This is a genomic window from Oceanisphaera pacifica (genome assembly GCF_017498065.1).
Classification (GTDB): Bacteria; Pseudomonadota; Gammaproteobacteria; order Enterobacterales; family Aeromonadaceae; genus Oceanimonas; species Oceanimonas pacifica.
The window spans coordinates 39,186-62,491 of the sequence record NZ_JAGDFX010000007.1 but is presented as its reverse complement, the minus strand read 5'-3'; the positions used below and the strand labels follow the sequence as shown (position 1 = coordinate 62,491).

21 protein-coding genes are annotated in these 23,306 nt (G+C 47.2%); 9 read left to right on the top strand and 12 right to left on the bottom strand.

Annotated features, from left to right (window positions below):
- The first annotated feature begins 21 nt into the window (after nucleotides 1–21).
- Nucleotides 22–1,290, top strand: coding sequence for a YeaH/YhbH family protein (locus J3U76_RS07275; protein WP_208005307.1), 1,269 nt, complete (start codon nucleotides 22–24; stop codon nucleotides 1,288–1,290).
- 7 nt (nucleotides 1,291–1,297) lie between these two features.
- A complete protein-coding gene (locus tag J3U76_RS07270) occupies nucleotides 1,298–2,815 on the top strand; it encodes a SpoVR family protein (RefSeq protein WP_208005306.1) in 1,518 nt (505 codons plus the stop codon).
- 17 nt (nucleotides 2,816–2,832) lie between these two features.
- Here J3U76_RS07270 and fadR read toward each other — a convergent pair whose 3' ends face one another.
- A complete protein-coding gene (gene fadR, locus J3U76_RS07265) occupies nucleotides 2,833–3,546 on the bottom strand; it encodes a fatty acid metabolism transcriptional regulator FadR (protein WP_208005305.1) in 714 nt (237 codons plus the stop codon).
- Nucleotides 3,547–3,703: 157 nt separating this feature from the next.
- On the opposite strand from fadR, the gene dsbB reads away from it, so the two are divergent.
- On the top strand, nucleotides 3,704–4,219 hold the full coding sequence (dsbB, locus tag J3U76_RS07260) for a disulfide bond formation protein DsbB (RefSeq protein WP_243454125.1): 516 nt from the start codon (nucleotides 3,704–3,706) through the stop codon (nucleotides 4,217–4,219).
- Between the two features lie 139 nt (nucleotides 4,220–4,358).
- Here dsbB and J3U76_RS07255 read toward each other — a convergent pair whose 3' ends face one another.
- Genes J3U76_RS07255 through J3U76_RS07245 form a run of 3 tightly spaced genes read right to left on the bottom strand, consistent with a single transcriptional unit; the run spans nucleotide 4,359 to nucleotide 5,786 of the window.
- The gene (locus J3U76_RS07255) at nucleotides 4,359–4,793 is read right to left on the bottom strand and encodes a YcgN family cysteine cluster protein (RefSeq protein ID WP_208005303.1); all 435 of its coding nucleotides are present in this window, start codon (nucleotides 4,791–4,793) and stop codon (nucleotides 4,359–4,361) included.
- Nucleotides 4,794–4,797: 4 nt separating this feature from the next.
- Nucleotides 4,798–5,460, bottom strand: coding sequence for a fumarylacetoacetate hydrolase family protein (locus J3U76_RS07250; protein WP_208005302.1), 663 nt, complete (start codon nucleotides 5,458–5,460; stop codon nucleotides 4,798–4,800).
- Nucleotides 5,461–5,516: 56 nt separating this feature from the next.
- Nucleotides 5,517–5,786: a YcgL domain-containing protein gene (locus J3U76_RS07245; protein ID WP_208005301.1), complete on the bottom strand. Its 270-nt coding sequence runs from the start codon at nucleotides 5,784–5,786 to the stop codon at nucleotides 5,517–5,519.
- Between the two features lie 106 nt (nucleotides 5,787–5,892).
- Between J3U76_RS07245 and minC the strand changes: the two genes are divergently transcribed.
- From minC to minE, 3 genes are read left to right on the top strand one after another with little or no spacing between them, the layout of a single operon-like run.
- Nucleotides 5,893–6,585, top strand: a complete 693-nt coding sequence (gene minC, locus J3U76_RS07240) for a septum site-determining protein MinC (protein WP_208005300.1) — start codon at nucleotides 5,893–5,895, stop codon at nucleotides 6,583–6,585.
- 25 nt (nucleotides 6,586–6,610) lie between these two features.
- A complete protein-coding gene (minD, locus tag J3U76_RS07235) occupies nucleotides 6,611–7,423 on the top strand; it encodes a septum site-determining protein MinD (protein WP_208005299.1) in 813 nt (270 codons plus the stop codon).
- Between the two features lie 6 nt (nucleotides 7,424–7,429).
- On the top strand, nucleotides 7,430–7,696 hold the full coding sequence (minE, locus tag J3U76_RS07230) for a cell division topological specificity factor MinE (protein ID WP_208005298.1): 267 nt from the start codon (nucleotides 7,430–7,432) through the stop codon (nucleotides 7,694–7,696).
- 137 nt (nucleotides 7,697–7,833) lie between these two features.
- Here the strand turns inward: minE and rnd are convergent, their stop codons facing one another.
- The 4 genes from rnd to yoaA all read right to left on the bottom strand — a co-directional run bounded on the left by rnd (nucleotide 7,834) and on the right by yoaA (nucleotide 13,717).
- On the bottom strand, nucleotides 7,834–8,928 hold the full coding sequence (gene rnd / locus J3U76_RS07225) for a ribonuclease D (protein WP_208005297.1): 1,095 nt from the start codon (nucleotides 8,926–8,928) through the stop codon (nucleotides 7,834–7,836).
- A 78-nt stretch (nucleotides 8,929–9,006) separates the two neighbouring features.
- On the bottom strand, nucleotides 9,007–10,725 hold the full coding sequence (gene fadD, locus J3U76_RS07220; protein ID WP_208005296.1) for a long-chain-fatty-acid--CoA ligase FadD: 1,719 nt from the start codon (nucleotides 10,723–10,725) through the stop codon (nucleotides 9,007–9,009).
- A 314-nt stretch (nucleotides 10,726–11,039) separates the two neighbouring features.
- Entirely contained in the window at nucleotides 11,040–11,726 is a 687-nt protein-coding gene (tsaB, locus tag J3U76_RS07215; RefSeq protein ID WP_243454124.1) for a tRNA (adenosine(37)-N6)-threonylcarbamoyltransferase complex dimerization subunit type 1 TsaB, read from the bottom strand.
- A gap of 5 nt (nucleotides 11,727–11,731) precedes the next feature.
- Entirely contained in the window at nucleotides 11,732–13,717 is a 1,986-nt protein-coding gene (gene yoaA, locus J3U76_RS07210; protein WP_208005428.1) for a DNA repair helicase YoaA, read from the bottom strand.
- 181 nt (nucleotides 13,718–13,898) lie between these two features.
- Here yoaA and J3U76_RS07205 point away from each other — a divergent pair, with 181 nt between their 5' ends.
- Entirely contained in the window at nucleotides 13,899–15,743 is a 1,845-nt protein-coding gene (locus J3U76_RS07205; protein WP_208005295.1) for a monovalent cation:proton antiporter-2 (CPA2) family protein, read from the top strand.
- 271 nt (nucleotides 15,744–16,014) lie between these two features.
- Here J3U76_RS07205 and J3U76_RS07200 read toward each other — a convergent pair whose 3' ends face one another.
- Nucleotides 16,015–16,725, bottom strand: a complete 711-nt coding sequence (locus J3U76_RS07200; RefSeq protein ID WP_243454134.1) for a ZIP family metal transporter — start codon at nucleotides 16,723–16,725, stop codon at nucleotides 16,015–16,017.
- An 804-nt stretch (nucleotides 16,726–17,529) separates the two neighbouring features.
- Between J3U76_RS07200 and hglS the strand changes: the two genes are divergently transcribed.
- The gene (gene hglS, locus J3U76_RS07195; protein ID WP_208005293.1) at nucleotides 17,530–18,930 is read left to right on the top strand and encodes a 2-oxoadipate dioxygenase/decarboxylase HglS; all 1,401 of its coding nucleotides are present in this window, start codon (nucleotides 17,530–17,532) and stop codon (nucleotides 18,928–18,930) included.
- Between the two features lie 16 nt (nucleotides 18,931–18,946).
- Here the strand turns inward: hglS and J3U76_RS07190 are convergent, their stop codons facing one another.
- Nucleotides 18,947–19,267: a YebG family protein gene (locus tag J3U76_RS07190; RefSeq protein WP_208005292.1), complete on the bottom strand. Its 321-nt coding sequence runs from the start codon at nucleotides 19,265–19,267 to the stop codon at nucleotides 18,947–18,949.
- Nucleotides 19,268–19,475: 208 nt separating this feature from the next.
- Between J3U76_RS07190 and J3U76_RS07185 the strand changes: the two genes are divergently transcribed.
- Nucleotides 19,476–20,678, top strand: coding sequence for a Bcr/CflA family multidrug efflux MFS transporter (locus J3U76_RS07185; RefSeq protein WP_208005291.1), 1,203 nt, complete (start codon nucleotides 19,476–19,478; stop codon nucleotides 20,676–20,678).
- A gap of 149 nt (nucleotides 20,679–20,827) precedes the next feature.
- Here J3U76_RS07185 and J3U76_RS07180 read toward each other — a convergent pair whose 3' ends face one another.
- Both J3U76_RS07180 and J3U76_RS07175 read right to left on the bottom strand, forming a co-directional pair.
- Complete coding sequence (locus tag J3U76_RS07180) at nucleotides 20,828–21,151, bottom strand: hypothetical protein (RefSeq protein WP_208005289.1); 324 nt, start codon at nucleotides 21,149–21,151, stop codon at nucleotides 20,828–20,830.
- Between the two features lie 256 nt (nucleotides 21,152–21,407).
- Complete coding sequence (locus J3U76_RS07175) at nucleotides 21,408–23,273, bottom strand: alkyl sulfatase dimerization domain-containing protein (protein WP_208005288.1); 1,866 nt, start codon at nucleotides 23,271–23,273, stop codon at nucleotides 21,408–21,410.
- Between the last annotated feature and the right edge of the window lie 33 nt (nucleotides 23,274–23,306).

The window sequence follows — 23,306 nt, the reverse complement described above, 5'->3', positions numbered from 1 at the left end:
TTAGCCAAGGATGGGAACACTATGGCGCATTTTATCGATAGACGACTAAATGGCCGCAATAAAAGCGCTGTTAATCGGCAGCGCTTTATCCGCCGCTACCAACAACAACTCAAAAAGGCGGTATCAGATGCGGTACTTAAGCGCAGTATTCAAGACATAGACAAGGGTGAGAGTGTCTCTATTCCGGCCCGGGATATTTCTGAGCCTATTTTTCATCAAGGCAAAGGCGGTGTCAGAGAGCAAGTTCACCCCGGTAACGACCAGTTTGTTAAAGGAGATAAAATAGAGCGGCCTCCCGGTGGAGCGAGCGGAGGCAGCGGCCAAGGGGAGGCGAGTGACCAAGGAGAAGGACAAGACGAGTTTGTGTTTAATATCTCAAAAGAGGAGTATTTAGATTTATTATTTGATGATTTAGCACTGCCTAATCTTGAAAAAAACAAACTGAATAAAATCAGTGAAATGAAAACCTTTCGTGCCGGCTATTCCACAGATGGCGTACCCGGTAATATCAATATTGTGCGCTCATTGCGCCAGTCACTAGCAAGACGCATGGCGCTACAAGCGAGCAAAAAGAAAACCTTAGCCGAGCTTGAACAAGAGCTAGTTGAGCTTAGTCGCCACCCCGCGCAACACTATGAGCGCATACAGGCCATAGAGCAGCATATTATTGAGCTTAAACGCCGCATTGCTGCCGTTCCTTTTATTGATACCTTTGATTTGCGTTTTAACAATTTTGTGCAACGCCCCATTCCCTCCACTCAAGCGGTCATGTTTTGTCTTATGGACGTGTCGGGATCGATGGATCAGGCGACCAAAGACATGGCCAAGCGTTTTTATTTATTATTGTATTTGTTTTTAACCCGCACCTATAAAAACGTGGAAGTGGTCTATATTCGCCACCACACCCAAGCCAAAGAAGTTGACGAACAAGAGTTTTTTTACTCCCAAGAAACCGGCGGCACCATAGTATCCAGTGCTTTAAAATTAATGAAAAAAGTCATTGATGAACGGTACCCCCCAGAGCAGTGGAATATTTATGCCGCTCAAGCCTCCGACGGCGATAACTGGGCCGATGATTCACCTCAGTGTAAAACGTTAATGGAAGACGACATTATGTCCTTGGTGCGCTATTACGCCTACATTGAAATAACCACGCGCGCGCACCAAAGCTTGTGGCAAGAATATCAAGCCATTGCCCGTCGTTTTCCCAATTTTGCTATGGAGCATATTCGCTCTCCAGCAGACATTTATCCGGTCTTTAGAGCCTTGTTTAAAAAGCAGGTGGCGTGAGGTAACTATGATTGAATTCCAAACTTGCACTCAACCATTAAGTGACGGCCCAGATTGGACCTTTGAGCTACTTGAAGCCTATCACAGTGAAATTGCTCGTATTGCCGCACATTATGGGCTGAGTACTTACCCTAATCAGATAGAGATTATTATGGGTGAGCAAATGATGGATGCTTATTCCAGCATTGGCATGCCCATTGGCTACCATCATTGGTCGTACGGTAAAAAGTTTATTCAAACTGAGCAAACGTACAAACGCGGACAAATGGGCCTCGCTTATGAAATTGTCATTAACTCTAATCCCTGTATTGCCTACTTAATGGAAGAAAATACCCTGCCCATGCAGGCACTGGTGATCGCCCATGCCAGTTATGGGCATAACTCTTTTTTTAAAAATAACTATTTATTTAAAGCCTGGACCGATGCCGAGTCCATTATTGACTACCTACTGTTTGCCAAACACTACATTAGTGAATGTGAAGAAAAACACGGTGTATTAGCCGTTGAAGCCTTGCTCGACAGTTGCCACGCGCTAATGAATTATGGCGTTGATCGTTATAAACGCCCACAGCAGTTATCGTTAGCCGAAGAAAAACGCCGCCAAAAAGCACGAGAAGCTTATCTGCAAACTCAAGTCAACGAGCTGTGGAAAACCTTACCCCGCGCCGCAGAGGAGCAGGCTGCCCCCAAGCCGCGTTATCCCGCGGAGCCAGAAGAAAACTTACTGTACTTTATCGAGAAAAACGCGCCCTTACTCAAGCCATGGCAGCGAGAGATAGTGCGTATTGTCCGTAAAATAAGCCAATATTTTTATCCGCAAAAACAAACTCAGGTTATGAATGAGGGCTGGGCGACCTTTTGGCATTACACCATTACTCAACATCTGTATGACGAGGGCTTAGTTACCGACAGCTTTATGTTGGAGATACTGCATAACCATACCAATGTTATCTACCAACCTCCCTATAACAGCCCCCACTACTCAGGTATTAACCCTTACGCGCTGGGGTTTGCAATGTTTGTCGACTTACGCCGTATTTGTGAGCACCCCACTGCTGAAGATAAAGCCTGGTTTCCGGATATAGCCGGCTCCGATTGGGTGAAAACATTACACTTTGCCATGGAGAACTTTAAAGATGAGAGTTTTATTAGTCAGTTTTTATCGCCCAAGGTAATGCGCGATCTGCATTTGTTTGCGGTGTCAGACGACGACACCCTAAGTTACCTTGAAATATCTGCCATTCACGATGAACAAGGCTATAAAGCGCTGCGCCAAACACTGTCAGATCAGTATAACTTGGCTAATTTAGAGCCCAACATTCAAGTGCATAACGTAGAGATAAAAGGCGATCGTTCACTGACCTTGCGCTATGTGCCGCACAACCGTATTCCACTGGCCGACTCCCACTGCGAAATGCTCAAGCATATTCATCAACTCTGGGGCTTTAATGTTATTTTAGAGCAAGAAAACACCGAGGGCAGCGCCAATATTATTGGCCGCTGCCCCCCGTTAAAAGAGTCATAAGGAGTAAAAGCGAGGCGTTAGTTTTCAATAAAATCTGCAGGAACATTTTCACGCATCTCGAGCCACAACAAGCCCGACGCCTTGCCGTAGTCTCGAACCCGCTCACTGACTAGATTAAGTGAGCCCTGCTCTGCCAGCGCCGCTAAATCTCGGTAATACTTGGCGGCCAGCTGGCGGGTACTTGGCTGTGAAAAGTAGTAACTGCCTACACGGCAATATAAACCTTTAAAACCATTTAAAATTAAACCATAAATAGGATTACCCGAGGCAAAGGCCAGCTGCTGGTGCAACTCATAGTCAAAGGTCGCGTAGGCGTCGGCCTCATCAGGCAAGGCATCTAATTCAGCAACCGCTTCTTTAAGCTTATCGGGGTTATTTTTAATGGCTGCCCGAATAAAAATACTGCTAATGTGGGTACGCGCCGATAATAAATGATCAATCAGCTCGGGCATTTTATCTGCATCGAGTCGCGCGAGGGTTTCTAAAATATTTAAACTGGAAGTTTGCCAAAAGTTATTCACTTTGGTGGGTTTACCATGTTGAATGGTCAGCCAACCATCACGAGACAAGCGCTGTAGCACCTCGCGTAACGTGGTTCGGGTCACCCCAATTAACTCAGATAACTCACGCTCGGCGGGCAAAATAGTGCCGGGGGAAAAGTGACCGTTCCAAATGGATTCTATGATATATTGTTCCGCAAAACTGGCGGGACTTTGTGCCTTAATGACCATGAAACCACTCTATTTATTAATGGGCTTAACGTAAAAAACATTAAAGGCTTTGCATATAAAACCCTAAATGAAATCAAAGAGTGATAGTAACAGAGCAGACCAGTTTTCTACAAGCGCCACTCCCGCGTTCCTGTTTAACATTTATAGGGTTCATCTTATGTTATATGCCTTTTCTCGCTCACGCTTTGCTTGGGCACTGCTCACACTGGGCAGTGCCTTGTTATTCGCCATCGCCCTTTTCTTTCAGTATGGCCAAGGTATGGCCCCTTGTGTGATGTGCGTGTATCAAAGGGCCGCCTTGGCCGGCATTATATTAGCAGGTGCTTTAGGTTGGCTTGCGCCTAAGAGTGCGCTCATCAGCAGTGTGGCGTTACTTGGTTGGCTTGCCAGTGCAATTAAGGGCGTATTACTTGCCAAAGGGCACATTAACTACCAGTTTAACCCCTCCCCCTTTACCCAGTGCTCGACGGTGGCGGAGTTTCCAACTTGGTTGGCCCTCGATCGTTGGCTACCGGCTTTGTTTTACCCCAGTGGGGATTGTGCAGATGTCTCTTGGAGCTGGATGGGGTTAAGCATGCCGCAATGGTTACTAGGCATTTTTGTGATATTAGCGGCCTTGGCAGGCTTGTTTATTTTAGTAAGATTCGTTGGAAGAGCAGCGCCAAGCGCCTAGCACCAAGCGCCCAGCTAAAAATCACATCAAACAAAAAAATCGAACCACTAGGGTTCGATTTTTTGTTAGGCCTTGCTCTTGTCTCTAACTGACCGCTTATAGCTTACGGCTTAAAGCTGTGTTTTGCTGTGTTTTAAGTTCAACTCGACCATGTAATTATATGATCTTCCCATGCGCCCGCTTTAGACTCAGGCACAACCTTGCCTCTCACGGACTGCCCAGCTTTATGCATGGCGCTTTTAGAGCCGGTGCGCAAGGGGTGCCATGAGGGCAATGACTTACCCTCAGACAACAACCGATAAGCGCAGCTTGAGGGCAGCCAAAAATAATCATCTAACTTATCGCGAGTGATCTTCAAACAATCAGGCACAATCGAAAAACGATTCTCATAGTTACTACAGGCACAAGAATGCGTATTCAATAACTCGCACGCCACATTAGTGTGTATTAACTCGTCGGTGTCTTCATCTATCAGTTTATTCAAACAGCACTTGCCACAGCCATCACACAAGGCTTCCCACTCTTTATCTGACATCTGTTCTAACGACTTGGTATACCAAAAATCGGCTTGCATTCTATTATCCTGCTACTTGAGCACTAAAGCGGTATTGGCCGTTTAGTTGCATATCGAGTGTGTCTTGTGGCTTTAGCTCCGCCACCCCTTTGGGCGTGCCCGTTAGCACAATGTCACCTGGGTTAAGGGTAAAGCTGCGGCTCATTTCGGCCAATAACTGCGCAAACGTCCACATCATATCGGCGGTGTTACCCCGCTGGCGCGTCACGCCATTCACCTGCAAGCTAAAATCCAGTTGCTGCAAATCACCCAGCATATCCGGCACCGCAAAGGGGCTCATGGGGCAACTGCCGTCAAAGGCTTTGGCGCGCTCCCAGGGGTGACCTTTGGCTTTAAGATCGTTTTGCAGATCACGTAAGGTAAGATCAAGCGCCAGCCCCACCCCCACAATGGCGTCCTGGGTATGCCCAGGTTCGGCATGACATAAACGCCGACCAATTAATAACGCCACTTCCAGCTCGTGGTGCACAGCCCCTAATCCTTGCGGCAGCAGTAACGGCTCATTTAAGCCTGCTAAACTACTAGCAGGTTTAATAAACAACAAAGGCTGGCTGGGAATCGGGTTGTTTAGCTCAGTGGCATGATCTTGATAGCTGCGGCCAACACACACCACCTTGCCAACCGCATAGGGCAATGGTTGGCCTTGCAAGTCTAAATGTTGATACATGAGTCGCTCCTGTTGATCACTATTCAGTTGGCTTGGCCTAAACAGCACAAAAGCGGCTACACTTGATCCGCACGAAACTGTTTTAGCAGATTTTCTGGCGGAGGCGGCAGTTGTAAATAATACCCTTGGGTAGTTAACGCCGCCTTCACCTTGGCTAAATCAGCTTGCCCAAGGTGAGTTTTAGTGGCCAGATTTATAATCATAGCCAACTTTGGCGTACCAAAGGTATTAAGTAATGCAGAAGGCACGCGAGAGAAGTCGTCGCGTCTTTCCACAAAAAGATAAGTTTGGTCCATTTTAGGACTTTTATATACTACAGATAACATGAATATTGCTATAATCCGTCGGCTTTATTGCCAGTTAGGTCGCCAAACTATAACATCAGTGCGACTAATAATAAAAAGGATTATATCCTCGGGGGGACAGCCGCTTATGGCGGAGCATGGTATTGAATTAAAAGGCAGTAGTTTTACGCTTTCTGTGGTGCATATTGCCAGTCACGACATTACAGAAGTAAAACGCCTATTAGCAGAGAAAATTGCCGTGGCCCCGGATTTTTTTCGGGCCGCACCCTTGGTGATTAATATTGAAAAATTACAACAAACACCTGATTTTATCTCATTAGCTGATGCCTTTAAAGAGCTCAACTTAGTACCTGTGGGCGTGACAGGGGCACAAAACGATGAAATTCGCGCTGCGGCACGAGCTGCAGGGCTTGCCATTGTGAGCACCGGCAAAGCCGCCGTCACCCAAGTGCAAGTTGAAGCAAAAGAGCCGCCGCCTGAGTTACTTAACTCACCCGGTACTAAAGTACACAGAGGCCAAGTACGCTCAGGTCAGCAAGTCTACGCCCCTAATGGTTCATTAGTGGTTTTAGGCGCGGTGAGTAATGGGGCAGAGGTGATTGCTGATGACAGCATTCATATCTATGGCGCTTTACGCGGCCGAGCCGTAGCAGGCGCAAAGGGCAACGAATCGGCAAGAATTTATTGCCAGCAGTTAATGGCCGAGCTGATTTCAGTGGCAGGTCACTATCAGCTTAGCGCAGGCTTACAAGGTGAACATTGGGAACAAGCCGTCACCATTTCTTTGGCAGACGAGCAATTAACGCTCGACCGCCTCTAATCTTTTACGACTTTAGGAATATAATATGGCACGAGTTATCGTCGTCACATCAGGTAAAGGTGGTGTGGGTAAAACAACCTCTAGCGCTGCTATTAGTACTGGCCTAGCAAACCTAGGTCATAAAACAGTGGTTATCGACTTTGATATTGGCTTACGTAACCTAGATTTAATTATGGGTTGCGAGCGCCGCGTAGTTTATGACTTTGTGAATGTCATTAATGGCGACGCCAATTTAAATCAGGCACTTATTCGCGATAAACGCATTGATAATCTCTATATATTGCCCGCCTCACAAACCCGTGATAAAGATGCCCTCACTCGTGATGGCGTGAAAAAGATTTTAGATGATTTAGCCGATATGGATTTTGAGTACATTATTTGTGACTCCCCCGCCGGCATTGAATCGGGTGCGCTTATCGCCTTGTATTTTGCCGATGAAGCCATTATTACCACCAACCCAGAAGTGTCTTCGGTAAGAGACTCCGATCGCGTATTAGGTATCTTGTCTTCTAAGTCTTGGCGTGCAGAGCAAAATATGGAGCCCGTTAAAGAGCACCTATTACTGACTCGCTACGCCCCTGATCGTGTGACCCGTGGCGATATGCTGGCCGTACAAGACGTACAAGAAATTCTGGCGATTCCACTATTAGGGGTCATCCCTGAATCTCAGGCCGTACTAAAAGCCTCTAACGCTGGCGAGCCAGTGATTTTAGATGGCGAGTCAGACGCTTGCTTGGCCTACGGTGATGCCGTGGCGCGTTTGCTTGGCGAAGAACGCCCTTTCCGCTTCATTGATGAAGAGAAAAAGGGATTTTTCAGCAGAATCTTTGGGGGGTAAGTCACTATGTCTTTATTGGGCTATTTTCGCTCTAAAAAAAATAAAAACAGTGCTCAGCTTGCCAAAGAGCGCTTACAAATTATTGTTGCCCACGAACGAAGCCAGCGGGATACACCTGATTATCTGCCGCAAATGCAGCAAGATATTTTAACGGTTATTCGTAAGTACGTGGATATTGATATTGATCAGATCTCAGTACAACTCGATCAAAAAGGTGACAACCTGTCGGTATTAGAGCTGAATATTATGTTTCCCGAAGGGGAAGAGAAGTAGCGTAAGGGCAGCGCCGAACTGAAAGCTGTCAGCCGTCAGCCGTCAGCTTTCAGTTTAAACCAACCCTAAACATACATGTAGAGGCCGCGCCAAGCTTAAACAAGGCGGTACGCCTCATGTTTCCGTACAGCACTTCTTTAAAGCTTGGTGCCTAGTAGCTCTTTGCGCCAGCCTGTTAATAAGGTCGGGGTCATGTGCTCACTTTCGTTAAAGCGCCACTTCCAACTTAAATATTGGTGGATCATCCGCTTAGAGGCGATCACGTCGCCGGGGATCCCTGCTTGCTCTCCTGTTGCATTAATCAAAGAGCGAATGCGAGACAGCTCGGCTTTATAATCAGGGTAATCAATCAGCCTTGTAACGGGCTGCGGCCAGCGCTCTGGATCCGCTAATGCAGCTTGTACCAGCTTCAGCAAGGTCGTGCCGTGGCGGCGTATTTCCATGGGTGCCAGCTCAAGTTTAGCCAAATCATCCATCGTCTTGGGTGCCCGCTCGGCAATGCGCAACAAATGGGCTTCTTTTACCACAAAGTTAATGGCCAAGTCGCGACGGCGCGCTTCGGTTAATCGCCACGCACACAGCGCTTGTAAAATGGCCAGCCCTTGTCTGTCTAGCGTCCACGCGTATTTCATATCTTGATAGACAAGATTGGGGTCAACCGCCTGCACTCGCTTATGAGCCACACGGGTACACTCTTGTTCAAACCACTCCGTCAGGCCTTTTTCTGCTAATTGCTCCATTAATTTTTGATAGAGCGGATATAGGTAAATGACATCATCAGCGGCATAATTGAGCTGCTCATTCGACAAAGGCCGCGCCAGCCAATCGGTACGGCTATGGGCTTTATCTAAACTCACTCCCAGTAACTTTTCTACTAAAGGGGCAAAACCCAATTGACTGCCTAAGCCTAAAAAGGCAGCCGCCAATTGCGTGTCATGCACTTGTGCTGGTATGGCGCCACTTTGCTGATGTAATAGCTCAATGTCTTCACTGCCAGAATGCAAAATGGACACCCTTTTTGGATCATGGAGTAAGCGCCATAAAGGAGATAAGTCAGACACAGCAATAGGGTCAATTAATAGCGTATTTTGGCCATCAAATAACTGGTATAAACCGGGTTTGGCATAAAAAGTGCGCGTGCGAATAAACTCGGTATCAAGCGCCAGCACGGTGGCATCGGTATGACAGGCTTCAATAAGGTGTTGATTATCGGTGATCAGTGTATAAGTCATGAGTACTCAGTGTGAGCGGTAAAATAAAAACCCCGAGCAAATAGCCCAGGATTTTAGCCGCTTGCTAACAGAGTCAGTCTACTGGGCTGAGTCTCTTAGCTCTCGGCGTAATATTTTACCGACATTCGTTTTAGGCAATTCGTCCCTAAATTCTATCACTTTAGGTACCTTATAGGCAGTAAGATATTGACGGCAATGGGCCTTAATCTCTTGCTCAGTCAGCGATTTATTGGGCTTTACCACCACCACCAACTTCACCAGCTCACCGTCATCTTGCTCAACCCCTACGGCGGCGGCTTCTAATACCGCATCATGCTGCATGGCCACGCCTTCTACTTCATTTGGGAACACATTAAAGCCCGAGACTAAAATCATGTCCTTTTTGCGATCCACTATGGTTAAAAAGCCTTGCTCATCTATGGTGGCAATATCACCGGTGCGCAACCAACCCTCATGAAAAGGACTGTCGGGGGTATCCCCTTCTGTTTCTTCATTTTGCCAATAACCACTCATCACTTGCGGGCCTTTCACTTCCATTTCGCCAGGAGTATGAGTAAGCGTTATTTCTTGGTCATTATCATCGACCAAACGCACATCGGTTGAGCACACCGGCAAGCCAATGGAGCCGTTATAACCGTCCATATCATAGGGGCAAACAGTTACCAGCGGTGAGCACTCGGTTAAGCCATAGCCTTCTAATAATCGACTGCCAGTAATGGATTGCCAGCGTTCTGCCACCACCCGTTGTACCGACATACCGCCACCTATGGTCAGCTTTAAACTTTTAAAGTCATGTTGCTGAAAATCATCGTTGTTTACCAACGCATTAAATAAGGTATTCACCCCAGTAATACAGCTAAAGTCATAACCTTTCAGCTCTTTAACAAAGCCGGGTATATCTCTGGGGTTGGTTACCAGCAAGTTTTGTGCACCAATGCGAAAAAATAGCAAACCATTAACCGTCAGTGCAAACACATGGTATAGCGGCAGTGCCGTTACCACTTTTTCTTTACCCATGCTGAGCACTGGCCCATATACACCTAAGGCTTGTTCAACGTTCGCCAACATATTGCGATGACTTAACATGGCACCTTTAGAGCGCCCAGTGGTGCCCCCGGTATATTGCAAAAATGCCAAATCATCGCCGTTAAGCTTAGGTCGGTTATAACGCAGCCCCTGCCCTTTTTTTAATACCGTTTTATAGCGAATATGTCTAGGTAGGTGGTAATCGGGCACCAGCTTTTTAACATGCTTCACCACAAAATTAAGTAAGGCGCCTTTAAGCACTCCTAAATGGTCGCCCATGCGAGTTAAAATCACATTGTTGACGGGCGTGTCTTTAAGCACTTCGGTTAAGGTACTAGCAAAGTTCTCCACTATCACTATGGTGTCAACTTTGGCATCTCTCAGTTGGTACCTAAGCTCGCGCGCCGTATACAAAGGATTAACGTTTACCACCACTAACCCGGCACGCAAGGCCCCAAATAAACACACGGGATATTGCAACAGGTTCGGCATCATTAAGGCGATGCGGTCCCCAGTTTTGAGTTTTAACGCTTGTTGCAGGTAGGCCGCAAAGTCGCGAGACAAGCTATCTAACTCACCATAGCTCAGGCTCTGGCCAAAGTTATGGTAAGCCGGCTGTTCAGAGTAGTCTTTTATTCCTTGCTCAAACATATCAAGCAAAGAGGTAAACGCATCAGTATCAATGTCGGCGGGCACATCTTTTGGATAACGCTGTAGCCAAGGCTTATCCACAAAGGGAGTCGGTGTGGGACCAGATTGGATGTTTTCCATATCAATCTCCTGAAATAAGACAAAAAGGCTTAGCATGTTCAACCGTCATTAACATGCCCTACTTATTCGCTAGCCCATACATTAAAGCTTTTACTCTAAAAATAAATACAAATCCACAGTATAATGCATTAAATTTAACATAGATCGGTGATTTTTGTACTATTTTCGGCGATGCCACAACCTTAGGTGCCGCTGATTATTACGCCTGCGTCGGCGACGATAGTGCAAACTACGGTGGTAGGGTCGCTGCATATAAAACAGCGGCTTATCGTTTTCTTGACGCCGCCTCATAGAAAATATAACCACATCGGCTCCTATTCTCGGCCCGGCAGCTTCTGCCAAGTCACTGTATCTCTTAAATATACGGGCTGAGCATCCGCGGCATCCACGCCAAGTCCTGCTTGGTATAATGCCAAGGCTTGCGGTAATAAATCTTGTGCATCAGGATATGGGTGCGCCTCACAAACAGTGTTAACGCGTGTGGCCAGTGCAGGATAGGTCACAAACCCTGATCCCACCCCATCATTCCAGTGATCTTGTTGAGTTTGTTCTAAAAATCGCTCAGGTGTTAACACTTGCTCTGGCCAATGCTCTACCATCAGCCCTTGCTTGAATGCAAAACCGCCAACGTAAATTTCCCCCATGCGCGCATCAATGGCACTTAATGCTTGTTCGGCGCCACACACTCGGTGCGCCCCTTGTGCCAGCGCCTGCAAGTTAGACACGCCTAACAAAGGTAAATTAGCGCCAAAGGCCAAGCCCTGTGCCACCCCTAGGGTAATGCGCACCCCAGTAAAGGAGCCAGGCCCTCGGCCAAAGGCTAAGCCATCCAAATCTTGTAAGCTTAATTCACTTTCGGCTAACAGCTCGGCCACCATGGGTAAGATTAAATCGGTATGTCCCCGAGGCGCCACCTGATAACGGCTTAATACAGCGCCGTCTTGCCACAATGCAGCAGAGCAGGCTTCAGTGGCAGTATCAATGGCCAGTATTCGACTCATGGGTATTACTCCAAGGTAGATAAAAATTCGGCCACCTGCTGCAAGCTACGCGTACGCGGCATAGCAGGTAGGCTACTAATAAAATCGGCGCCATAGGCGCGATTAACTAAGCGGTCGTCGGTGATCACTAATACGCCATTATCGGCTACATCTCGGATCAAACGCCCCACGCCCTGCTTTAAGGTAATAATGGCTTTGGGGAGCTGCACCTTAGCAAAACCGTCTTCGCCTTTACGGCGACAATCATCAAGGCGCGCGCTTAATAGTGGATCGTCTGGGGTACTAAAGGGCAACTTATCGATGATCACACACTGCAATGCATGCCCTCGCACATCTATACCTTCCCAAAAGCTGCTGGTGGCCACTAATACCGCCCGACCATCTTGGCTAAACCTTTCTAATAATCGTACTTTATTATCTTCGCCCTGCACTAATACGGTGCGAGCTAAACTTAGGCGCAACACCTCGGCCACCTCATTCATCACCTTATAGCTGGTGCACAAAAAGAAACTGCCTCCGGGTACGGCGGCTAAGGTATCGGTGAGCGTTTCAGCAAGCCAACGCCCCCTTTGCCGAGCATGAGTGGGCGGTAAATAGCGTGGCACGCATAAACGCGACTGGCGAGAATAATCAAAAGGGCTGTCTAATTGCAAGGTACGGGCGTGAGCGAGCCCCATGTCGGTACAAAAGTGATGAAAACTGTTGCCTACCGCTAAGGTGGCGGAGGTAAATATCCAGCTTACCGATTCTTTGGCAAGCTCAGTTGAAAAGCGCTCTGCGACTGACAAAGGCGTTTTATGAAAGCTAATATGTAAACGCGTGCTTTCAAACCAATATGAATAGCCGTCTTCTTCAACCTTGGTGACCGCCTCTAATTGCGTGCGCAAACTTACCAAGCGCTCAAAGCATTGATCAAGTTGCTCACCACGCCCAAGCGCCAGCTTCAGCACCTCATAACAAAAAGCTAAACTCTCATTTAATCGCTCAAGGGCATGTTTCACTTCGGGCTTAGCGAGCATGGGGCGTAATTGCCCTCGCTGGCTGTCGTAACCAAAGGTCAGCCTTAAGTCTTGGGCATAGCGCTCGATTTGATCGGCCACTTTACTAATTTGTGCCATGTCTTTGGCTTCAACTTTTTGCGCTACTCGCAAGTCTCGCGCCAAATCCAATAACTGACGGCTAGACTGGCTTTGCCCAAAGTATTGACCGGCAATATCTGGCAGTTGATGGGCCTCATCCAAAATATAGGCATCGGCATCGGGAATAAGCTGACCAAAGCCCGTATCCCGCACCGCCATATCGGCAAAAAACAAATGATGGTTGACCACAACCACCTGCGCCTCTAGCGCATTGGCTCGGGCTTTGACCAAGTAACAGTCTTGATAATGGCTGCATTCTCGCCCCAAACAGTTATCGTTGGTGCTGGTGACTAAGGGCAAGACTTCGCTACGCTCAGATAGCCCCGGAATATCACCAATATCGCCACTGTGCGTCATGGGCTTAAAACGGCGTACCCGCTGCAAGTCCGCCAAACCAGCTTCTGATAGAGGCGGCACACTGTCGTTTAGCAGATTTAAGCGCTCGATGCACAAATAGTTAGCTCGCCCTTTTAATAAGGCCACCGGATGATGATAGGCCATGGCGTTAACCAAGGTGGGTAAGTCACGGTGAAACAGCTGCTCTTGCAGGTTACGAGAACCAGTACTCAGCACTACCTTTTTGCCCGCCGCCAATACAGGGGCCAAATAGGCATAGGTTTTACCCGTCCCTGTGCCCGCTTCTACCACTAACGGCTGCTTGTCATGCAGCGCTTGAGTGACGGCGGCGGCCATATCCACTTGTGCTTGGCGGGGCTTAAAGCCATCAATGGCCTTTGCCAAGGGGCCTTGTTCGGTAAAAAGACTGGCCAATGGGGTGCTTGCTTGCTCAACAACGGGGGTTGATGGCAGATCAGAAAGCGTGCTGTCGTCGTCCAAGCCTATCAGCCTCATCAATAAAAAAACCTATTTTGACATTCTACCTGCGCTAAAGAAAGCATAAGACAGCGTAAGAGCTTTCAGCGATAAGCTTTCAACCGTCAGACAAACGCTGTTTATATCGTATTCCTTTTTTTACAGCCGCGTGCGACACTCTAAATAACCGTTAGTTATCGCCTTATCCCTAGGAGTGATCATGTCTGAGACCGGTGGCTTACTTCATGCCAGCGTTATATTTTTGCTGACCGCCGTACTCATGGTACCACTGGCCAAGCGCCTAAAATTAGGTGCCGTTTTAGGCTACTTATTAGGTGGCGTACTCATTGGCCCCTCAGTATTAGGCCTTATCCACGAGCCAGAAAGTATTTCTCAGCTTTCGGAGCTGGGGGTGGTGATGCTGATGTTTATTATCGGCCTTGAGCTCTCACCTCGCCGACTTTGGGTGATGCGCCGCGCAGTATTTGGCGCAGGCTTAGCCCAAGTGATGCTCACCGGGACATTACTGGCACTGGGCGCTTGGCAGCTTTTCAACCAATCGTGGCAGGCAGCACTGATTTTGGGCTTTGGCTTAGCCTTATCCTCCACCGCTATGGGGCTGCAACTGCTGGCGGAGCGCAAAGAAATGAGCAGCGCCCATGGTCGCCAAGCCTTTGCTATTTTACTGTTTCAAGATATTGCCGCCATTCCTTTAATTGCCTTAGTGCCTGCCTTAGGCAGTGCGCAAGTGAGCACTGGCGAGGGCGGATCACACCTATTACAAATTGCTGCCAGCATTGGCGTGGTCGTATTAGGTGGGCGTTACTTATTACGACCAGTGTTTCGCATTGTGGCCAAAACCGGCCTACAAGAAGTGTCAACAGCCACCGCTCTCTTAGTGGTCATGGGCACAGCCTGGTTAATGGAATGGGCGCATGTGTCTATGGCTTTGGGGGCGTTTTTAGCCGGTATGCTGTTAGCCGACTCCGAATATCGCCACGAATTAGAATCACAGTTAGAGCCCTTTAAAGGCTTACTATTGGGCTTGTTCTTTATTGGTGTAGGTATGAGTGCCGACTTAAGCCTATTGGTAGAGCACCCCATTGTTATCGTAGGCTTAGCATTGCTTTTATTGGCACTTAAATTTCCGCTGTTTTTCTTTGTCGGTCGACTTATTGGCAAATTAGACACCCTTAGCGCCCTTAAACTGGGGTTATTACTGGCCGCTGGCGGTGAGTTTGCCTTTGTATTATTTGGCTTAGCCAAAGACAACGCCCTGTTTAATGCACAGCTGCACGATATGCTGGTAATGGCCATTACCTTGTCGATGGCGCTAACGCCGCTGATTTTATTATTGTTATCACGCCATTTAACACACCCACAGGTTACGCCTAAAGTTCCACCCGAATATGAAGAGGTTGACGATCATCACCCTCGCGCCGTGATTGTGGGAATGGGCCGCATGGGACAAATTATCACTCGGGTATTACGTGCCCAGCGGGTGCCTTTTGTGGCCTTTGAAACCGAAGTCGACACCATTAGCATTACCCGCAGTCTCGACAATATTGCCATTTATTATGGTGATCCACTGCGCCCAGGCGTGCTGCGCAGTGCCGGAGCCGAGCAAGCCGAATTTTTTATTATTGCCACCGACGACCCTGATATAAACCTGCATACGGCACAAGCCATTCGTAAGCGCTACCCAAAAATGAAAGTGATAGCCCGAGCACGCAACCGTCAACATGTCCATAAACTATGGGATTTAGGCGTAAACCCGATACGCGAAACCTTTCACTCAAGCTTAGAGATGAGTCGTCAGGTGCTACAAGGCTTAGGGCTAAAAGAGACGCAGATAGAAGCACGGTTACAGCGCTTTCGTGAACATGACGAACGGGTACTTCAGCAACAACATGAATTTTACAATGACGAAACGGCACTTTTTCAAACCGCTCGCCAAGCGCGTACCGAGTTAGAAACCCTATTTGAGACCGATCACCTAGAAACCATGCCCGAGGTACTCAACCATAGAGAACAAGCCTCGGGCGTTAAGTGTAAAAATCGGTAAAGATGTAACACCAATCTAAGTAAAAATATGATCTGATTTAAAGCTGGATCATAGAGGAAACAGACTTACCTTCCACGACACGCCATAAACCCATCCATGGGGGCTCGGGAAATGCCATCCCTGGCATTTCACGGTCGCGGAAGCCAAGCTCCGTTACCTCTCTTGAAGCACCGAGCTGCCTGCTAACCCCGTTCACAGGCGGCATAGGGGAGGATAAAGGGAGCACCATTTCGCAGCTAAAGCAGCGACTACATGACTTGCGACCTTCTTATTAAACTAGCATGTGTCCGGCTACCCCGAGTACAAAACCCAGTACCGCCCCCATGGGCGGTGCCCAATGCTTGTCTAACACGGCTTGCGGCGCGATATCTTGAAATACCGAATATAAAATACCTCCCGCGGCAAACAACATAATGCCTGATACCCACAGCTGGGCATCCGCCAGCCACACATATCCCGATAGCCCTGCAACTGGGCCTAGCAACGCCATCACCGCAAAGATAATAATAATTTTGCTGCCTTTAAAGCGCCCCGACACGCCCAACTCGCGATAGGCATTAAAGCCCTCAGGCATATTCTGCAGTGCCATTAACATGGCCAGTAATAACGCATTGCCCATACCACCTAAAGCAAAAGCCGCCCCTAGCGCCAGCGATTCAGGAATAAAATCGGCCAACATGGCCGCTAGCTGACTAGCAGGCGTGTTTAGCTTATACAGCACAATATCAAGCAACATAAATGCCGCGCCTCCGGCTACAAAGCACAACACAGCACTCATTAAAGACAACTTAGCCGTGCCCTCAGACACCAACACCAAGGCCACCGCCGACAATAAAGCTCCACCCCCAAAGGCGGCCACCCCATGACGAAATTCATCCTCTAACCAGTTTGGCCACACATGGTCTTTACTGGCAACAAAAGCCCCCAAGGGCATCGCCATGCCCGCTAATAAGGTCAGCCCTAAGATCACTATGATATCCATCACCAATATTGCTCCTTATGTTTTGATTTCGCTAAAATAATACCGATAAGCCTCATTATTGCATAACGGCAAGGCGAAGCGGCTAATCGCGTTACGCGGTACGGAACAATGGTAAGGAGTGAGGTGTAAGGCGTACAAGAGCAAGCTTCTTGCTCCGCAAGACGACAGAGCTTGGTATTTGCCCTTATTGCGTCTTTGCGAGCGTAGCGCGGCAATCCATTTCAAAAGAAAGCGCTACATCTAATGCTGACCGCTTTATGTTAAAGAAAAACTGCGGTTTTGTTTATTCGTCAGGCGCTCAGCGTGAAGCGTACGGCTGCTTGTTAAATGGATTGCCGCGTCGTTGCACTCCTCGCAATGACGGCCGAAATGAAAGCTCTCAGCCGGAAGCTGTCAGCTTTCAGTTTAAAAACCAACCCTAAACATCCATGTAGAGGCCGCTTCAGCTGGCCGATGGCGCGTAGCGGCATTAAAGTTCATCAAAAAAGCACTGTGCAAAACAGGTACACCATCAACAGCGTCGTACTTAAAATTAATATGGTCGATGTATTCTTGTTTTGCTTCACAAAACCGGCCAGCTAAAGCGGCCTCTACCAGCTTACGGCTGAAAACCAACGCCTGACGTCAAAAAAATTGCGATTTGATTTTTCGTACAGCGCTCAGCGTATAACGTACAGCTGCTTGTTAGATGGCTTAAAGCTGTCTTTTAACTGGTTTACACTTGGTAAATATAAATGAGCTAGCTAGAGTAGAAGGAGACACATTTTGTTTATGGCTCATTGTTAATTAAAGGATTATCACGCTATGGCTTTAAATCTTTCTTTATCTGCTGATGATATTCGTACACTTTTTTCCGATGCCATGTCACAGATGTACCAACAAGAAGTGCCCCAATATGCCACGCTCGTGCAGCTAGTGGAGGATATTAATCAAGAGACCCTGCGTACCCAGCACGCACTAGCTCAACAACTGAGCCAAAGTAATGAACAAGCACGCCTACACCTTGAGCGCCACGGTGCCATTAGAGTGGGCAGTGCCGAAGAGCTGAATATGTTAGGCCGTGTGTTTGCTTTAATGGGCATGTACCCCGTTGGCTACTATGATTTATCCTCTGCAGGCGTGCCTGTGCACTCCACTGCATTTCGCCCCATAGACGACGCGTCTTTACAAAAAAATCCCTTTCGTATTTTCACCTCTTTGCTCAGGCTCGATCTTATTGAAGACCCCGATTTACGCCAGCAAGCCAGTACCCTTTTAGATAAGCGCGATATTTTCACGGCCAAGGCACGATTACTGCTTAGCCAAGCCGAAGCCATGGGCCGCTTAAATACCGCACAAGCACATCAGTTTGTTAGTGAAATACTCGAAACCTTTCGCTGGCAACAACACGCCAACGTGTCTTTAGAAACGTATCAAGCACTCAACAAGGTGCACCCACTTATTGCGGATGTGGTGTGCTTTAATGGGCCTCATATCAATCACTTAACGCCCAGAGCCCTAGATATAGATGCCGTACAACAAAAAATGCCCACTTATGGCATCACTTCAAAAGCTACAGTTGAAGGTCCCCCTCGCCGCCGCTGCCCTATTCTATTGCGCCAAACCAGCTTTAAAGCACTAGAAGAGCCAGTGTTATTTATAGGGGAAGATACTAAAAATGCACACACAGAAGCAGGCACTCACAGCGCACGTTTTGGTGAGGTAGAACAAAGAGGAATGGCATTAACGCCTAAGGGGAGAGCTTTGTATGATGAACTACTCAATCGTGCTCGCCACACCTTGGCCGCCACTGAACATAACAATCAACAATATCAGCAACAACTGGTCGATATTTTTTCTGAATTTCCCGATGATGAACAGAGTCTGCGTAGCCAACAGTTGGGCTATTTTCGTTATCAGGTCACTCAAGAGGGATTAGAAAAAACAGGAGCTATCAGTGTGACTGACTCGCTAGAGTCGCTGATAGAGCAAGGCTGGGTAAGTGGGATGCCGATTATTTACGAAGATTTTTTACCGGTCAGTGCCGCAGGTATTTTTCAATCCAATTTAGGGGACAGCCTGCAATCTGTGTACCACAAAAGTGCAGATCAGGCGAGCTTTGAACAAGCGCTCGGCTGCCCCGTATTAGACGAGTTTGAGCTCTATGCCAAACAACAGCAAGATTCTATTGACGAAGTTTACCGTATATTGGGGGACAATCATTAGCGTCAATGACTAAACGCTAGGCAATGGCCGCTACATTATCTATGCTACTCGTCTCTTTTTTAGGCACTTGGTTATTCTCATCAGCGAGTGCCTCTTTATTTACTTTTTTAGTCGCCTTCTTTTTCGGCCCGCTTAACAAAGCCTGATTTTGCGCTAAATACAGCGCTAAAGATTCGCGATCGGTTTCATTTAAACTAATAGGTGCCTCTGCTAACACTTCATCTAAGTGTTCGGCCAAATCAAGCAGACGATCATAAGCATCGGCTTCTTTTTTATTAGTAAATGTCATTTTCTCGATTCCATTTCTTACCACAAGGTACTGTATTGCTACGGCCATAATCACTCCTTACATGTATGTACATACAGTAATATTATCCCGTGCTGGTTGCAAGTTTGACGCAGAGTAAAAAGTGCATTTAAAAAGCATAACCTAGACACAAACTGATACGTATCGTTTATACTTATGGCTCAGTGCTTAATCAACAAAGCAGTGCTTCAATTTGCGCACAAGGATGGCGCCTTTCTCTAGAGGATCCCGTTGCGCCATGTCATCTCAACCTGCAGCCAATGCCACACTACCATTAATTATTTTACTGGGCGCAATATCTGGCTTAACTCCCCTTGCCATTGATATGTACCTGCCAGCCATGCCAGCCATTGCCGAAACGCTGGGCAGCAACTCTCACCGAGTACAAGCCACCCTAGCCGCTTACACCGGCGGTTTTGCATTAGGGCAATTATTATTTGGCCCCCTATCAGACGCCAAAGGCCGACGCCCTGTATTATTAGGGGGCATGCTGGTGTTTGCGATTGCCGCCACGCTATGTGCTATGGCCACCAGTGTAGAAAGCCTCACCTGGCTGCGCGGCGCCCAAGGCTTTGCTGGCGCGGCGTCTGCGGTAGTAGTACAAGCCCTAGTGCGAGATTTATTTAACCGAGAAGACTTTGCTCGCACCATGGCCTATATCACACTGGTGATGACACTTGCGCCATTAGTTGCCCCTATGCTGGGTGGGCATTTAGCCCATTGGTTTGGCTGGCGAGCTATTTTTTGGGTGCTCACAGGCGTCACTATTATAGTCGCAATATTTAGCAGCTTTAAACTACCCGAAACCTTACCCCTAGCTCGGCGCCAGCCTTTGCATTTAGCTTCTATTTTACGCAGTTACCTGCGCTTACTGTCCAGCCCAATCGCACTGGGTTATATGCTATGCGGGGCTTTTTCGTTTGCCGGTATGTTTGCTTTTTTAACCGGCGCTTCCTTTATTTATATCGATATTTATGGCGTATCGCCTCAACATACCGGCTATTTATTTGGCCTTAACGTCATCAGCCTAATGCTATTCACCACCCTTAATGGCAAATGGGTTCGACGGTTAGGCTCGCGCACCATGTTGCGCTTAGCCTTAAGTTTACAATTACTGGCAGGCTTACTTATGCCTTTAGGTCCTTTATTAGGTTGGGGACTTTGGTCAGTCGTTATGCCTATTATGTTGTATGTAGGGGTTATCTCGACCATTGGCAGCAATAGCATGGCAAGTTTACTCAGTAACTTACCTAATCTGGCAGGAACAGCGTCTTCACTTGCTGGCACACTACGTTTTGGCATTGCCGCCCTTGCCGCGGCTTTTGTTTCTGCACTACCCGACTCATCCCCCTTATATATGCTGTTCACCATGAGTGGATGCGCCCTACTATCCGCGTTCGCTTACTGGTTTTTGTGTGAAATAAAAGCCAAAGCGCAATAACATACATGCCTACTCTGCAAGCAAAGATTCACACTTCGCCACGGCAAACATTATGTTAAATTTAATGCCAGAAAACCTACTGTTATAGACAAACGATGCTGGCAATCTAATAACCGCTAACGCTTACCCGAGCGAACAGCGTTAGCGATTTACTCTGTCGCGTAGGGGGTTACGCGTTTTTGTGTTTCTTCACTAAAAAGCTGAAATTGCTCATCACTCAAAATACCATATTGCTTTAAAAAACCTATTTTAAACAATACATTATTACGCGTTGGGTTATTAAACATCTGTGCTATTTTTTCGTCTTCCTCTTTAATCAGGCAATATAAGTCCAAATACGATTGATGCTCTTTGCCAGCACGATCTTGGGATAGCCGCTCCACTTTTTTAAAGACTAAATCAGACGCTGTCGCAAGTAACTCTGCTTGTAACCTTCGAAATAACTTCCAATTCCGCTCTGGTACAGATCGCATATTAAGCTCTCATTGTTGATTCTCACACTGCTTTGCAGCCTAGCTTACTTCATCCAACCTTTAAACGTCCATCCAAAGATAGACATACTATTTAACCATTTCTCTATCCTGTCTTGCCTGTGCTCTAAGCTCTGGCCAGAATGATGGCCAGTTGTACATAAAAAACGCCCTTCTCACTGTACAACTTACGTAGTGATAAAGGGCGTGTATAACAAGCTAACTTGAGTGGCTTATTCGGCTACGAATTAAACTCAGACTATCTCGATGAAATATTGATATCTGTCTTACTAAAGTCGAAGTAGCTTCCAAACTCATCCAGTTTATCGATACCTCCCTCAATCGTGCCACTGCCGTCGGAAATTGACTGCTTGATACCTTTTTTTCCCAAAACATAGTCATAAATAACTTGGCTAGGGATATTGAGAGTAACTTGGGCATCATCTGGAACATACTCATAAAATGCCGCTATGCCATTACGAATATGAAACCCATACTGCTCATCTCGGTCAGTAATATTGAAACCAATTTTGAAGTCAGCATTCACAGCCTTATCAGCATCAATTTTGACCCGCAAGTTTTCGAGCAAAGTACCGATGCTTAACTGAGAAACAATAGCCGGACTTCCAAAGTCAACCGGAGGCAAATCTTTTTTGGTGTTATCCAGTTCAGCAGCACCGCTCAGCGCAAACTGTCTGAAATAGGGGTTTGATTGATCATAGCCCCACTCTCTAAGCGCATGGGCCTTTAGATCCTTCGCTGTTTGATTCTCAGGCTCCGCACGAACAAGGTGGGTAAGCACTTCTGCCGCCCAACCATAATCTTGCGCTTCAACGGCTTGATTGGCAATTGTCATGACACTACTCGCGCCACCCATGGCTTCAACGTATAGCTTAGCTTTGCGATGAAATGAAGGTGTGGCCAATTCAGTCGCATCGCCTTGAAACCAGCCCATATAATCAACGTAAATATTGCGAACTGAGTGTTCAACGCTTCCGTAAAACTCTTGCAACCAAGGATCATCAGCCAGCTGTGGAGGCAACTCGACTAGGTCAACCAGCTCTTCGCGAATCGCGCCTTTGTTCATATGACGGATGGTTTGATCATGAACATACTGAATAGCATCACGATAGTTTTGAATACGCTCAACTATAAAGTCATTACCCAGCCATGCACGTCCATGAGAATGACTATAGCTGTCAGCCTTCTGCGCAGATTCAAGTAATCTATCAATACCCTTGTACCACTTAACTGGGTCCCGAAATTTCGTTCCACGTAGAGAATAAATATTAGGAAACGATTCACCTTGAATAGTCTCAGCGCCATTAAGGTGATTGAAGTCAGGGAAAAAGACGGATATTTCGTCTTCGGCATCCCCGTAGGCTTCAAAAATCACCATATTAACGCCAGCCACTTCCACTTCTAGTTTGTCTGTGACGAGTTCCGTTGGACGATACAAGGATTGAGTACCGAATGTAAACGCAGGCCCAAGTCCACCATGCACAAAACCATCTTCGCCAACCCCTAAATAAGAAGCCGCAGCATAGGCAGAACGCTGAGTCAGGATATCACTGACCACACTGGCATCGTTCGCCAAATAATCCATAAATTCATGGTGAGCGAAGATTCGCACCTCTTCGTTATCTACCATGTCTTGGGTCACACCAACACCCGCTACACCAAAGGGATGGTCAATGTGACGGTGAGTATAAATTACCCCTTTTACTGGCGTGGTGTTACCGGTTTCATCACGAAAAGCCTTCATCAAAGCACTGGCAGCGTCATCGTTTTCACCCGGATCGATAACAATTAAGCCGTCATCGCCCACAACAATAAGTGTAGCTGTCAACTGCCATCCGCTCATTAGGAAGACTCTGTCTTTAACAGGCTCATACATGGTTTTTTCCATGTGTTTTGCAAACGCAGTCATTCGTGGGTTCACTTTCTCAGATGACTCCGTATAAGCTAGGTTTCCGAACGTTTTTCTGATTGGAGCCAGATGCTTAAGGAAATCAGGGCTTTCAAACGATTCAACCTCTCTTGGAGAATTTTGATTGAGTAATTCAGGCTTTAACAGGCTGGAATCAAATTTACTCTGTTCAGGTTCATTTGCAAAAGAAGTCATGACCACAACCATTCCACAGGGCGGGATCAAACT